The sequence below is a fragment of the Microbacterium sp. genome, from assembly GCF_047606685.1.
GTDB lineage: Bacteria > Actinomycetota > Actinomycetes > Actinomycetales > Microbacteriaceae > Microbacterium.
This window is the reverse complement of record NZ_JASGEC010000061.1, coordinates 110,104-123,449: the sequence shown is the minus strand read 5'-3', so window position 1 is coordinate 123,449 and position 13,346 is coordinate 110,104. Positions and strand designations below refer to the sequence as shown.

11 protein-coding genes are annotated in these 13,346 nt (G+C 70.8%); 7 read left to right on the top strand and 4 right to left on the bottom strand.

The genetic code is table 11. The features are described from left to right. Positions 1-107: 107 nt before the first annotated feature. Together QM611_RS07545 and zapE are read right to left on the bottom strand one after the other, a co-directional pair. A complete protein-coding gene (locus QM611_RS07545) occupies positions 108-1,334 on the bottom strand; it encodes an ammonium transporter (protein ID WP_415079294.1) in 1,227 nt (408 codons plus the stop codon). Between the two features lie 194 nt (positions 1,335-1,528). Then, positions 1,529-2,563: a cell division protein ZapE gene (zapE, locus tag QM611_RS07540; protein WP_415079293.1), complete on the bottom strand. Its 1,035-nt coding sequence runs from the start codon at positions 2,561-2,563 to the stop codon at positions 1,529-1,531. A gap of 133 nt (positions 2,564-2,696) precedes the next feature. On the opposite strand from zapE, the gene QM611_RS07535 reads away from it, so the two are divergent. After that, positions 2,697-3,599, top strand: a complete 903-nt coding sequence (locus tag QM611_RS07535; protein ID WP_415079292.1) for a sulfurtransferase — start codon at positions 2,697-2,699, stop codon at positions 3,597-3,599. A gap of 12 nt (positions 3,600-3,611) precedes the next feature. Beyond that, positions 3,612-4,055: a SufE family protein gene (locus QM611_RS07530; RefSeq protein ID WP_415079291.1), complete on the top strand. Its 444-nt coding sequence runs from the start codon at positions 3,612-3,614 to the stop codon at positions 4,053-4,055. A gap of 27 nt (positions 4,056-4,082) precedes the next feature. Here the strand turns inward: QM611_RS07530 and QM611_RS07525 are convergent, their stop codons facing one another. Continuing rightward, a complete protein-coding gene (locus QM611_RS07525) occupies positions 4,083-5,291 on the bottom strand; it encodes an alpha/beta hydrolase family protein (protein WP_415079290.1) in 1,209 nt (402 codons plus the stop codon). Between the two features lie 25 nt (positions 5,292-5,316). On the opposite strand from QM611_RS07525, the gene QM611_RS07520 reads away from it, so the two are divergent. From QM611_RS07520 to QM611_RS07500, 5 genes are all read left to right on the top strand, one after another. Then, positions 5,317-5,907, top strand: coding sequence for a DUF3000 domain-containing protein (locus QM611_RS07520; protein WP_415079289.1), 591 nt, complete (start codon positions 5,317-5,319; stop codon positions 5,905-5,907). Next, positions 5,900-7,096, top strand: coding sequence for a ribonuclease D (locus tag QM611_RS07515; protein WP_415079288.1), 1,197 nt, complete (start codon positions 5,900-5,902; stop codon positions 7,094-7,096). The genes QM611_RS07520 and QM611_RS07515 overlap by 8 nt, the downstream gene beginning before the upstream one ends. A 75-nt stretch (positions 7,097-7,171) precedes the next feature. Further along, on the top strand, positions 7,172-8,380 hold the full coding sequence (locus QM611_RS07510; RefSeq protein ID WP_415079287.1) for a thiolase family protein: 1,209 nt from the start codon (positions 7,172-7,174) through the stop codon (positions 8,378-8,380). Further along, a complete protein-coding gene (locus QM611_RS07505) occupies positions 8,377-10,521 on the top strand; it encodes a 3-hydroxyacyl-CoA dehydrogenase NAD-binding domain-containing protein (RefSeq protein WP_415079286.1) in 2,145 nt (714 codons plus the stop codon). The genes QM611_RS07510 and QM611_RS07505 overlap by 4 nt, the downstream gene beginning before the upstream one ends. 20 nt (positions 10,522-10,541) lie before the next feature. Next, on the top strand, positions 10,542-11,219 hold the full coding sequence (locus tag QM611_RS07500) for a TetR/AcrR family transcriptional regulator (protein ID WP_415079285.1): 678 nt from the start codon (positions 10,542-10,544) through the stop codon (positions 11,217-11,219). A 93-nt stretch (positions 11,220-11,312) separates the two neighbouring features. Here the strand turns inward: QM611_RS07500 and dxs are convergent, their stop codons facing one another. Then, positions 11,313-13,250, bottom strand: coding sequence for a 1-deoxy-D-xylulose-5-phosphate synthase (dxs, locus tag QM611_RS07495; protein WP_415079284.1), 1,938 nt, complete (start codon positions 13,248-13,250; stop codon positions 11,313-11,315). Positions 13,251-13,346 lie beyond the last annotated feature (96 nt).

Genomic DNA, 13,346 nt, shown 5'->3' with positions numbered 1-13,346 from the left:
TACTCGCACGCCCTCCGCCACTCCGCGCAGAAGGAGGGCGCCGCGAGCATTCGCGGCGCCCTCCGAAAGGCGATGTCCCGTCAGGCGAGACTGGCCATGTGTGCCGGTCAGGCGATCTGGTCGGCCAGCACGTAGCCTTCTTCTCCGTGCACGACGGTGTCGACCCCGGCGATCTCGTCCTCGTTCTTGATGCGGAAGCCGATCGTCTTCTCGATGGCGAAGCCGAGCACAAGCGCGACCACGAAGGAGTACACGAGCACCGCGAACGCCGCCACGGTCTGCAGCGCGAGCTGCTCCCAGTTGCCGCCCACGAACAGGCCCGTGCCCGTCGCGAAGAAGCCAAGGTAGAGCGTGCCCATGACGCCGCCGACGAGGTGGATGCCGACGACGTCGAGCGAGTCGTCGAAGCCGAGCTTCCACTTCAGCTCGATCGCGAGCGCGCAGACCGCGCCGGCGAGCACGCCCAGCAGCAGCGCCCAGCCGGGAGTCAGGTTGGCACACGAAGGCGTGATCGCGACCAGGCCAGCGACGGCGCCAGACGCGGCGCCCACCGAGGTGGCCTTGCCGTCCTTCAGCTTCTCGACGATGATCCACCCGATCACCGCGGCGGCGGTGGCGCCGAGCGTGTTGATGACGATGAGCCCGGCGTTGCTGAAGTCGCCGAGGAACTCCGCGCCCGCGTTGAAGCCGAACCAGCCGAACCACAGGATCGCGGCGCCGAGCATCACCAGCGGCACATTGTGCGGCTTCTGAATGCCCTTCTGGAACCCGATGCGCTTGCCGAGCACGATCGCCAGCGCGAGCCCGGCGGCGCCGGCGTTGATGTGCACGGCGGTGCCGCCGGCGTAGTCGATGACCTCGGTGGAAAAGCCCCAGGTCGTGCCGAGGTTGAAAATCCAGCCGCCGTCGGCGCCCCACACCCAGCCGGCGACCGGGAAGTAGACGAGCGTCGCCCAGATGCCGGCGAAGATCATCCACGAGCCGAACTTCGCCCGGTCGGCGATGGCGCCGGAGATGAGCGCGGTGGTGATGATGGCGAACGTGGCGCCGAAGGCGGTGCTGACCAGCGCCTCGCTGTCGGCGGCGATGCCGGAGAGTCCGAAGTCGGAGAACGGATTGCCCGAGAACGCCCACAGCGTCGCGGGCGCGGCCATGTTCGCGCCGTACAGAATCCACAGCACGGCGATGAGACCGAGCGCGCCGAAACTCATCATCATCATGCTGACGACGCTCTTGGCCTTCACCAGCCCTCCATAGAAGAAGGCCAGGCCGGGGGTCATGAACAGCACCAAGGCGGTTGCCGTGATCGCCCAGGCGAATGCTCCAGTGTCCATTGGGTGTTACCTCATTAGCTCGAGTGGCAGGGTGCAGCGTCCGCTTCGGGAATCGGAGTCCGCTTCGGGTCGGACGATGCTGGGTGCAAGTCTCATACGCGCGGTGTCCCGCACGGTGCACACTGTGTTTCGCAGGTGTTACACGAACGGCTCTGCGGTAAACATCAGGTTTCGGGATGCAGCGAGCCGCAGGCTCAGCGCGACCCCTCGTGTGTGAGCGCCACCAGTCGGGACACGGCGCGCAAATACTTCTTGCGGTAGCCGCCGGCGAGCATCTCCGCCCCGAAGACCTGGTCGAGCGGGATGCCGGTGGCCCGCACCGGGATCTGCGCGTCGTACGCGCGGTCGATGAACGCGACCAGGCGCAGTGCGCTGGACTGGTCGGAGAGCTCGGAGACATCCCGCAGCCCGATCGCCTCCACCCCGTCGACGAGACGGATGTAGCGGCTGGGGTGCACGCGGGCGAGGTGGTCCACGAGCTCCGTGAACGCGTCGTCCGAGGCGACGCCGCGCGCCGCGGCGTCGTGGATCGCTGCCTCGTAATCCCGCGTGGACAGCGTTGTCGCGTGGCCGTCGATCGCGCGCTGCCGGTAGTCGACGCCGTCGATGCGGATCGTCTCGAAACTCGCCGCCATCGCGTGGATCTCGCGCAGGAAGTCCTGCGCGGCGAAGCGGCCCTCGCCGAGCGCGTTGGGAGGCGTGTTCGACGTGGCCGCCAGGCGCGTGCCGGATGCCACGAGCTCACCGAGCAGCCGGGTCATCACCATCGTGTCGCCGGGGTCGTCGAGTTCGAACTCGTCGATGCACAGCAGGTCGGACCCGCGGAACAGCTCGACGGTGGCTTTGTAGCCGAGCGCGCCGACGAGGGCCGTGTACTCGATGAACGAGCCGAAGTACTTGCGACGGGCCGGCATCGCGTGGAACACGGCGGCCAGCAGGTGCGTCTTGCCGACGCCGAAGCCGCCGTCCAGGTAAACCCCCGGCTTCATCTCCGGCGCCCGCTTGGCGCGGCCGAAAAAGCCGCCTCGCTTCGGCGCGGCGGCGACGCCGGCGAAGCGCGTGAGCAGGTCTTTCGCCTCCTGCTGCGAGGGGTGCGCCGGATCGGCGCGGTACGTGTCGAACGTCGCGTGGTCGAACTGCGGCGGAGGCACGAGGGCCGCCACCATCTCGTCGCCGGAGACCTGAGGGGTGCGATCGGCGAGGTGCACGATGCCCGTGGCCTGTGTCATGCGCGTCCTGTGTCGGAGTCTTACGAAAGGGCGGCGCGCGGGAGCGCGCCGAACTAGTCTCGAAGAGACGGATCAACCCTACCGTCCAGCCCCACCCCCAATCCGGCCGCCCGGCCGATCCGAGGAGCCATCCGTGACCGTCGAGTTCGACACCACATCCACGAAGTTCGCTGAGTACGCCGATCCTGGCCGACTGGTCACCGGCGACTGGCTGGAGCAACGCCTCGGGCAGCCCGGGCTCGTCGTCGTCGAGTCCGACGAAGACGTGCTGCTGTACGAGACCGGCCACATCCCGGGCGCCGTCAAGGTCGACTGGCACACCGAGCTGAACGACCCCGTCGTGCGCGACTACGTCGACGGCGCCGGCTTCGCCGAGCTGCTCAGTCGCAAGGGCATCTCGCGCGACGACACCGTGGTCGTCTACGGAGACAAGAACAACTGGTGGGCCGCGTACGCGCTGTGGGTCTTCTCGCTGTTCGGCCACGAGGACGTGCGGCTGCTCGACGGCGGCCGCGACAGGTGGATCGCGGAAGGCCGGCCGATCACGACGGATGCCACGGAGCGCCCGCGCACCGCGTACCCCGTGGTCGCCCGCGACGACAGCGTGCTGCGCGCGTACAAGGAGGACGTGCTCGCGCACCTCGGCTCCGGCCCGCTCATCGACGTGCGCTCGCCCGAGGAGTACAACGGGTCGCGCACGTCGGCGCCCGCGTACCCGGAGGAGGGCGCGCTGCGCGCCGGGCACATCCCGACCGCGCAGAGCGTGCCGTGGGCGCGCGCGGTCGCCGACGACGGCGGCTTCAAGCCCCGCGCCGAGCTGGAGGCGATCTACCGCGGCGAGGCGGGCTTGGGCGATGGCGACTCGATCGTCGCGTACTGCCGCATCGGCGAGCGGTCGAGCCACACGTGGTTCGTGCTGAAGCACCTGCTCGGGTTCGAGGACGTGCGCAACTACGACGGCTCGTGGACCGAGTGGGGCAGCGCGGTGCGAGTGCCGATCGTGGCGGGCGACGAGCCGGGCGAGCTTGCCCGGTAGACAATGGAGGGGATGACTGAGACCGCCCTTCCTGAATCGCTCGCCGAGATCCGAGACGAGTTCCTCGAGCTGCCAGAGCCCGACCGCCTGCAGTTGCTGCTCGAGTTCTCGGAGGAGCTGCCCGCGGTCCCGCCGGAGTACGAGGGGCGCCCCGAGCTGTGCGAGCGTGTGGTCGAGTGCCAGTCGCCCGTGTACATCGTGGTCGACGTCGACGCCGACGAGCGCGTCGCGATGCACGCCACCGCGCCGCGCGAGGCGCCCACGACGCGCGGCTTTGCCAGCATCCTCGCCCACGGGCTCACCGGCCTCACCGCCGACGAGGTGCTCGCCGTGCCTGACGACTACCCGCAGAGCATCGGGCTCACGCGCGCCGTGTCGCCGCTGCGGATCAGCGGGATGACCGGCATGCTGTGGCGCGTGAAGCGCCAAGTGCGCCAGAAGCGGCCCGTGCGGTAGCACGCGCTCTGGCTCCGGGCCGCGTGCTCACTCCGAAACGGCGGCGGCTCCCGTGGCCAGGCCGTGCTTGTCGAGCCATCCCGCGATCGCCGCGGTCCAGCGCTCCTGGTCGTAGTTCCACAGCTTCGTGTGCCGCGCGGTGTCGAACGCCTGGAACGTCACGAGGTCGGGTCGCGCGCTGACCAGCGCGTGCGACGCGTCGGACGGCACGAATCCGTCGTCGTCGCTGTGCAGGATCAGGATCGGATGGCACAGCTCCCTCGCCCGCGCGACCACGTCGAGCCGGTCGAACGGGATGGCGGTGTCCACCCGCGCGAATCCGCTCGCCCACGACGACTTCAGCGCGTTCACGGCGAGCCCGGCCACGGCGGACGGCACGTGCGTTGCCCGCGCCTGGAAGTCGAGGACCACCCCCCACTCCACGACCGGGGACTCGAGGATGACGCCCGCGATCGCGTCTCGGTGCGCCGAGGACAGCGAAGTCTGCAGCGCGATCGCGCCGCCCATCGACCACCCCATCAAGATCACGCGCTTCGCGCCGCGGCGGCGCGCGAAGCCGATTGCCGCGTCGACATCGCGCCATTCCGTCGCGCCGAGGCCGTACGTGCCCCGTCGGCTGCGCGGGGCGACGCGGTCGTTGCGGTACGACACGAGCAACGAGGTGATGCCGAGGTCGCGGAACACCGGAACCGCGCGCAGGCACTCGGCGCGCGTGGTGGCCCGCCCGTGGATCTGCACGACCCACGTGTCGGCGGGGTCCGGTGCGCGGAACAGCCACGCCGGGCACGAGCCGAGCGGTGATGCGATGGTCTCGGAGGTGAACGGCAGTTGCAGCTGTTGCGGGCTGTTGTAGTACCACCCGCTGAACGACGCATCGCGGCCGAGCCGGGAGTCGCGGCCGATGTGGGTGAGCAGCTTCCGCTTGACGCTCGTCTCGTCCTGGGCGAGCACGGAGCCCAGCTTCACGTAGGTCTCGGTGCCGCTGGTGACCAGCCCATAGCGGCCGGGGAGGGTGGTGTCGGGGGTCCGGGACAGCGTGATGGTCTGGGCGGATGTGTCGAGGTCGAGGATCCGAGTGTCCGGCGCCCGCTCGGCGGGGGTGACCACGCGCCGCGCGACCTTCACCGCGACAAAGCCCCACATCGCCAGGACGACCGCGAGCGCGCCGGACAGCGTGCCGATCGCGGCCTTGAGGCCGGCGGCGGAGCTCGGTGCGGCGTGCCTGGGGCGGTTCATCGGTGCATCACTCTAGTCTGTCTGCGTGGCAGCCGAACCGCCCCCGACGCCTGCGCCCGCCTTCCTTCGCGCTGCAGAGGACGTGCGCGCGCTCGCTTTCCGCGACGACCTCGTCGTCGACGAGATTCCCGCGCCCCAGGGACTGGCCCCTGAAGCCCTCGCCCTCGCCGGCGACGTGCGCCCCGACCGCGCCACGGGCGAGTCCGCCTACGGCACCGGCCGGTTCATCCTGCTGCACGACGCGGCGGCCCCGGATCCGTGGGGCGGGCCGTTCCGCGTCGTCACGTTCGCCCAGGCGCCGCTCGAGCCCGAGATCGGCACCGATCCGCTGCTCGCCGATGTCGCGTGGTCGTGGCTCGTCGACGCGCTCCGCTCGCGCGGCGCGCTGTTCTCTGCCGCCGCGGGCACCGCGACCAAGACGGTGTCGAAGGGGTTCGGCTCGCTCGAGCCGGAGGGCGAGGGCGCGCAGATCGAGTTGCGCGCATCGTGGTCGCCCGAGGGGCCGATCGGCCCGCACGTCGACGCGTGGGCAGAGTTCGTGTGCATGCTCGCCGGCCTCCCGCCCGGCTCCGAAGGGGTCGCTGTGCTCGGCGCTCGCAAGGCCGCCCGTGACTGACTACACGGTGATCGATTCCGCGGACGGCCTCGCCGAGGCGTCCGCCCTCTTGCGCGCCGGCGCCGGCCCTGTCGCGGTCGACGTCGAGCGCGCGTCCGGGTTCCGCTACTCGCAGCGGGCCTACCTCGTGCAGGTCTACCGGCGCGGCGCCGGGGTGTTCTTGTTCGACCCGCCGCCGATCGGCGACTTCTCCGAGCTGCAGCGCGCGCTCGACGATGTCGAGTGGGTGCTGCACGCCGCCAGCCAAGACCTGCCCTCGCTGCGCGAGCTGCGCCTGGAGCCGCCGTCGCTGTTCGACACCGAACTGGCCGCGCGCCTTCTCGGGCATGCGCGCGTGGGGCTCGGCGCGGTCGTCGAGGACACGCTCGGCATCACGCTGGCCAAGGCGCACTCCGCCTCCGACTGGTCGACCCGGCCGCTCCCCCAGTCGTGGCTCGAGTACGCGGCGCTCGACGTCGTGCATCTCGTCGACGTGCGCGACGCGCTGGCGGCCGAGCTCGACGAGCAGGGCAAGGTCGAACTGGCCCGGCAGGAGTTCCACGCGGTGCTCGCGCGCCAGCCCAAGCCGCCGCGCGACGACCCGTGGCGACGGCTCAGCGGCCTGCACACGGTGCGCGGCCGTCGCGCGCTGGCCGTCGCGCGCGCCCTGTGGACGGCGCGCGAGGATTACGCGCGGGAGCAGGATGTCGCGCCTGGGCGGCTGCTTCCCGACCGGTCGATCGTCGCGGCGGTGCGCGCCGACCCGGCCAGCAAGCAGGAGCTGGCGGCGAACAAGGAGTTCCACGGCCGCGCGAGCCGCACTCAGCTCGACCGCTGGTGGCACGCCATGCAGGCCGGCCGCGCCGATGAGAACCTCCCGCCCGAGCGGGTGCCGAGCGACACGCTGCCGCCGCCGCGCGCGTGGGCGGACCGCAACCCGGAGGCGGACGCACGGCTGAAAGCGGCGCGGCCGGTGGTCGAGGCGCGCGCGGAAGAGCTCGGGATGCCGACCGAGAACCTGCTCACTCCCGAGCTGCTGCGCCGGGTCGCGTGGTCTCCCCCGGCCGAGCCCAGCGCGGCCGCGCTGGGCGCCGCGCTGGCGTCGCTCGGCGCCCGTCCGTGGCAGGTTGACGAGACCGCACAGCGGATCGCGGATGCCTTTGTGGCTTCCGTTCAACCTGCCGACGAGGCATCCGAAACCGATTCGTAGGTTCGCCACACCCGATTCCGGGGCGATCCAGGGCGTGCCTAGGCTGACGTCGATCCCAACCTTTGGAGGCTTTGAGTGGCCGAGCTTTCGCACGTCTTCTTCGTGGACGGCATGCGCACACCTTTCGGGCGCGCCGGCGAGAAGGGCATGTACGCGCACACGCGTTCCGACGACCTGGCGGTCAAGGCGACGATCGGCGTGCTGGAGCGCAATCCGGGCGTCCCGCGCGACCGCGTCGACGACGTCGCCATCGCCGCGACCTCGCAGACCGGCGACCAGGGGCTCACGCTGGGGCGGTCGGTCGCCATCCTCGCCGGGCTGCCGCAGACCGTGCCCGGGTTCGCGATCGACCGCATGTGCGCCGGCGCGATGACGGCGGTCACGACGATGGCCGGCTCGATCGGCGTCGGAATGTACGACATCGCCCTCGCGGGCGGCGTCGAGCACATGGGGCGCCACCCCATCGGCTCCAACGCCGACCCCAACCCCCGTTTCGTCGCCGAGAAGATGGTCGACCCCGCGGCGCTGAACATGGGCGTGACGGCGGAGCGCATCTTCGACCGCCATCCGCACCTCACGAAAGAGCGCTCGGACCGATTCGGGATGCTCAGCCAGCACAAGGCGCAGGCCGCCTACGACGCAGGCAAGATCCAGCCCGACCTCGTGCCGGTCGCAATCAGGGGGGCGGACGGCGCGTGGGGTCTCGCCACCGAGGACGAGGGGCGCCGCCCGCAGACCACGATGGACGATCTCGCGGGGCTGAAAACGCCGTTCCGACCGCACGGCCGGGTGACCGCAGGCACGTCGTCGCCGCTCACCGACGGCGCCACGATGTCTCTGCTGGCCGGCGGCGCCGCCGTGAAGGAGCTCGACCTCGCCCCGAAGATGCGGCTCGTCTCGTTCGCGTTCGCCGGCGTGCAGCCGGAGATCATGGGCATCGGGCCGATCCCCTCCACCGAGAAGGCGCTGCGCAAGGCCGGCCTCGACATCTCGGATATCGGGCTGTTCGAGCTGAACGAGGCCTTCGCGATCCAGGTGATCTCGCTGCTCGACCACTTCGGCATCGCCGACGACGACCCGCGCGTCAACCCGTGGGGCGGCGCGATCGCCGTGGGCCACCCGCTGGCGGCCTCGGGCGTGCGCCTCATGATCCAGCTCGCCGCGCAGTTCGCCGAGCGACCGGACGTGCGCTACGGGCTCACCGCGATGTGCGTCGGGCTCGGCCAGGGCGGCTCGGTCGTGTGGGAGAACCCGCACTTCGACGGCAGGAGGCGGAAGCGATGACCGACGACGACGAGATCGACTTCTCCCCGTTGGCGGGCCTGGCCGCCGACGAGGTGGTCACGCACTCCGTCGTGCGCGACATCCCGCTCCCCTCCGGGCGCGTGCTCGCCCTCGTGACGCTCGACAATGGACGCGACCACACGCGGCCGAGCACGCTCGGGCCGGCGACGCTGGCCGAGCTCGGCGCCACGCTCGACGGGCTACGCGAGCGTGCGGCCGCGGGCAAGATCCAGGCGGTCGGCATCACCGGCAAGCAGTACATCCTCGCCGCCGGGGCCGACCTCAGCGACATCACCAAGCTCGGCTCGAAGGCGAACGCGAAGCTCATCGCGCAGCTCGGCCACAAAGTGCTGGGGTCGCTCGGCGAGCTCGGCGTGCCATCGTTCGCCTTCGTCAACGGGCTCGCGCTCGGCGGCGGGCTCGAGATCGCCCTGAACGCGACCTATCGCACGGTGGACGCCTCGGCGGCGGCGCTCGCGCTCCCTGAGGTTTTCCTCGGCCTCATCCCGGGCTGGGGCGGCGCGTACCTGCTGCCGAACCTGATCGGAATCGAGAACGCTCTCGAGATCGTGATCTCCAACCCGCTGAAGCAGAACCGGATGCTGCGGCCCGCGCAGGCGCTCGAGCTCGGCATTGTCGATGCGCTCTTCCCCCCGGCCAACTTCCTCGAGGACTCACTGCGCTGGGCCGACGGGGTGCTCGGCGGCGCCGTCAAGGCCGACCGCAAGAACGAGCCGGGCAAGCTCGAGCGGCTCACGAAGTGGCCGATCGCCGTCAAGATGGCGCGCGGAATGCTCGAATCGCGCATCGGAACGATCCCGCGCTCGCCCTACGTCGCGCTCGATCTTCTCGACAAGGCCAGAAGCGGCACCAAGGCCGAGGGCTTCGCCCGCGAGGACGACGCGCTCGCCGAACTCGTCGCCGGCGACCAATTCGCGGCATCCATGTACGCCTTCGACCTCGTGCAAAAGCGCGCCAAGCGCCCGGTGGGCGCGCCGGACAAGGCGCTCTCCCGGCCGGTCGCGAAGGTCGGGGTGATCGGGGCGGGGCTCATGGCGAGCCAGTTCGCGCTGCTGTTCGCGCGCAAGCTGCAGGTCCCCGTGCTCATCACCGACCTCGACCAAGAGCGCGTCGACCGGGGTGTCGCGCACATCCGCGACGAGATCGGCACGCTGGAGGCCAAGGGCCGGCTCGACGCCGACGCCGCCAACCGCCTGCGCTCTCTCGTGCGCGGCACGACCGACAAGAGCGAGTACGCCGACTGCGACTTCGTGATCGAGGCGGTCTTCGAGGAGCTCGGCGTCAAGCAGCAGGTGTTCGCCGAGATCGAGGGCATCGTCGCGGAAGACGCGATCCTCGCCACGAACACGTCGTCCCTGTCGGTGGAGGAGATCGGCGCGAAGCTGGCGCACCCCGAGCGCCTGGTCGGCTTCCACTTCTTCAACCCGGTGGCGGTGATGCCCCTGGTCGAGATCGTGCGCACGCCGCACACCGCCGACGGCGCGCTTGCGACGGCGTTCGTGGTCGCCAAGGGACTTGGCAAGAACGCTGTACTCACCGCCGACGCGCCCGGATTCGTGGTCAACCGCCTGCTTGCCAAGGTCATGGGCGAGGCGGCGCGCGCGGTCTACGAGGGCACGCCGCTGCTGAGCGTGGAGCGCGCGTTCGCGCCGCTCGGCCTGCCGATGACGCCGTTCCAACTCATCGACCTCGTCGGCTGGAAGGTCGCCGCGCACGTGCAGGACACGATGGCGCACGCCTTCCCCGACCGCTTCTACGCGAACGAGAGCTTCCACCGGCTCGCCGAGCTGCCCGGTGTCGTGGAGAAGGACAAGACGGGCCGGGTCACCGGGTGGACCCGGGCGGCAGAGAGGGTGTTGAAGGATGCCGTCGGCCAGGCGCCGGCGGCGGAGGACGAGATCCTGCGCCGCGTGCAGGACGGACTCGCGCAGGAGATCCGGATCATGCTGGACGACGGAGTCGTGCCCGAGGTGGAGGACATCGACCTGTGCCTCATCCTCGGCGCTGGCTGGCCGTTCATCGACGGCGGCGCGACGCCGTACCTCGACCGCGAGGGAGCGTCCGAGCGGGTCTTCGGCGACACGTTCCACCATCCGGTGATCCGGGGCGTCGGAGAGTAGCACTGTGCTAATTTCCGAACATGTTCAGTTCTAGCGCGCCCAAGACGGCCAAGAGCGAGCGCACCAGCGCACGCATCCGCGACACCGCATTGCGCTCGTTCCGCGAGCGCGGCTACGACGCCACCACGGTGCGCGCCATCGCCGCCGAAGCTGGGGTGTCGGTCGGGGTGCTCAACTACCACTTCCCGTCGAAGAACCATCTCGTCCAAGAGCTCTACGTCCAGGTGCAGGAGGCGCACCGGCAGGCGGCAGCGCCGGCCCTCGCGGCATCCGATGATCTGATCGACCGGCTGCGCGCCGTGTTCGCGACGGGGCTCGACGGGCTCTCGCCGTACCACGCGCACGCGCCGGAGTTCCTCGCCGCGGCGGTGTCGCCGCGCTCGCCCGTCAATCCGTTCGCGGAGGACTCCGCTCCGGCGCTGGCGATCGTGGAGTCGTTGTTTCGCGAGGCGGTCGACGGGGCCGACACGACGCTGCCCGACGAGCTCACGGCAGCGCTGCCGCGGGCCCTTGTCGTCGGCCATCTGCTTCTCGCGCTGTTCTGGGTCTACGACCGCTCCCCGCAGCAGCGCAAGACGCGGCTGCTCCTCGACCATGGTCTGCGCCTGCTGCGCACCGCCCTGCCGCTAGCCCGGATTCCACTGCTGCGCCGCCCCCTGCAGGATCTCCTCGCCCTGATCGCCGACGCGAGGGGCTGACCTCGCCGCCGACCCCACCCCTTGCTGCCCACCCCACCGCGTGCAAACCGGTTTTTCGGGGTGGGGTCGGCAGCAGAGGGTGGGGTCGGCGCGTCAGGCGGTGTCGTTCGCGAGCCAGATCGCCCCAGCGTCCTCCGCGGGGCGGGCGACGGGCAGGCGGGTGCCGAGCACCTGGGCGACGACGTTGTGCGCGATCTGCGCGGCGGTCAGTCCCGCGTCCTCGAGGATCTGCTCGCGGGTCGCGTGGGCAATGAACTCGTCGGGCACGCCCAGCTCGTCGACGGCGGTGTCCACACCCGACTCGCGCAGCACTTGGCGCACGCGCGTGCCGATGCCGCCGACGCGGATGCCGTCCTCGATCGTGATGACCAGCCGGTGCGCCGCCGCGAGCTCGACGAGCGACTGCTGCACGGGAACGACCCAGCGCGGATCGACCACCGTCGCCCCGATGCCCTGCGCCCGCAGGCGCCCCGCGACATCCACCGCCACGTGCGCCATCGGGCCGATGCCCACGAGCAGCACATCCGGCGAGTCGCCGCGAACGAGCACCTCGACGCCGTCGGCGAGACGCTCCGCCGCGGGCAGCTCGGCGTTCACCGCCCCCTTGGGGAAGCGGATCACGGTCGGCGCGTCGTCGACCGCGACCGCTTCGCGCAGTTCTTCGCGAAGCCGCGCCTGGTCGCGGGGCGCGGCGATGCGGATGTTGGGCACGAGCTGCAGCATCGCCAGATCCCACACGCCGTGATGGCTCGGGCCGTCGGGCCCGGTCACTCCGGCCCGGTCGAGCACGAACGTGACCCCCGCGCGGTGGAGCGCGACATCCATCAGCACCTGGTCGAACGCGCGGTTCATGAAGGTGGCGTAGATTGCGACCACGGGATGCAGCCCGCCGAAGGCGAGTCCTGCGGCGGAGGCGACGGCGTGCTGCTCGGCGATGCCGACGTCGTAGACCCGGTCGGGGAAGCGCTGCGCGAACGGCAGCAGGCCCGCGGGCCGCAGCATGGCGGCGGTGATCGCGATGATGTCGTCGCGCTCGGTGCCGATGTCGGCCAACTCGTCGGCGAAGACATCCGTCCACGCGGTGCCGCCCCCGCCGATGGCCTCGCCTGTCAGCGGCTCGATGCGCCCGACCGAGTGGAACTGGTCGGCCTCGTCGAGCACGGCCGGCGCGTATCCCCGGCCCTTCTCGGTGATGGCGTGAACGATGACCGGCGCGCCATACTCCTTGGCGAGCTCGAGCGTTTCGATGAGCGCGTTGAGGTCGTGGCCGTCGACCGGACCCAAGTACTTGATGTCGAGGTTCGAGTAGAGCGCCTCGTTGTTGACGAAGCGGGCGAGGAAGCCGTGCGTTCCGCCGCGCACCCCGCGATACAGGGCGCGCGCCGCCGGCCCCAGCTTTCGGGCCACCGTCGACGAGCCGCGGTACAGGTTCTGGTAGCTGTCCGCCGTGCGCACACGGTTGAGGTAGCGGGCCATGCCGCCGATCGTCGGGGCGTACGAGCGGCCGTTGTCGTTGACGACGATGACGAGGTTGCGGTCGTTGTCGTCGGAGATGTTGTTGAGCGCCTCCCACGTCATACCGCCAGTGAGGGCGCCGTCGCCGACGACCGCGACCACGTGCCGGTCGCGGCGGCCGGTGCGCGTGAGCGCGCGGGACACGCCGTCCGCCCAGCTCAGCGAGCTCGACGCGTGCGACGACTCGACGACGTCGTGCGGGCTCTCCGCGCGCTGCGGGTACCCCGCGATGCCGTCGCGTGCGCGCAGGCGCGAGAAGTCCTGGCGGCCGGTCAGCAGCTTGTGCACGTACGACTGGTGGCCGGTGTCGAAGATGAACGGGTCGTTCGGCGAGTCGAACACGCGGTGCAGCGCGATGGTGAGCTCGACCACCCCGAGGTTCGGGCCGAGGTGGCCGCCGGTGCGGGCCACATTCTCGATGAGGAAGTCGCGAATCTCCTGCGCCAGCTGTTCCAGCTGCTCAGTCGTCAGGGCGTCGAGATCACGCGGACCGCCGATCTCCTGCAGAATCGCCATCCGGGCTCCTCCCTCCTCCGCGGATCGCTCTGGGCTCGCGGCGGATGCGCGGCGGGCAGTCCCGAGTCTATCCACGGCGCCCGTGAGAGCGGCGAG

Bases quoted from the DNA above. Each gene is read 5' to 3' on its own strand.
- QM611_RS07545 (WP_415079294.1), bottom strand. From the start codon at position 1,334: ATGGACACTGGAGCATTCGCCTGGGCGATCACGGCAACCGCCTTGGTG.
- dxs (WP_415079284.1), bottom strand. From the start codon at position 13,250: ATGGCGATTCTGCAGGAGATCGGCGGTCCGCGTGATCTCGACGCCCTG.
- QM611_RS07505 (WP_415079286.1), top strand. From the start codon at position 8,377: ATGACCGACGACGACGAGATCGACTTCTCCCCGTTGGCGGGCCTGGCC.
- QM611_RS07525 (WP_415079290.1), bottom strand. From the start codon at position 5,291: ATGAACCGCCCCAGGCACGCCGCACCGAGCTCCGCCGCCGGCCTCAAG.
- QM611_RS07530 (WP_415079291.1), top strand. From the start codon at position 3,612: ATGACTGAGACCGCCCTTCCTGAATCGCTCGCCGAGATCCGAGACGAG.
- zapE (WP_415079293.1), bottom strand. From the start codon at position 2,563: ATGACACAGGCCACGGGCATCGTGCACCTCGCCGATCGCACCCCTCAG.
- QM611_RS07500 (WP_415079285.1), top strand. From the start codon at position 10,542: ATGTTCAGTTCTAGCGCGCCCAAGACGGCCAAGAGCGAGCGCACCAGC.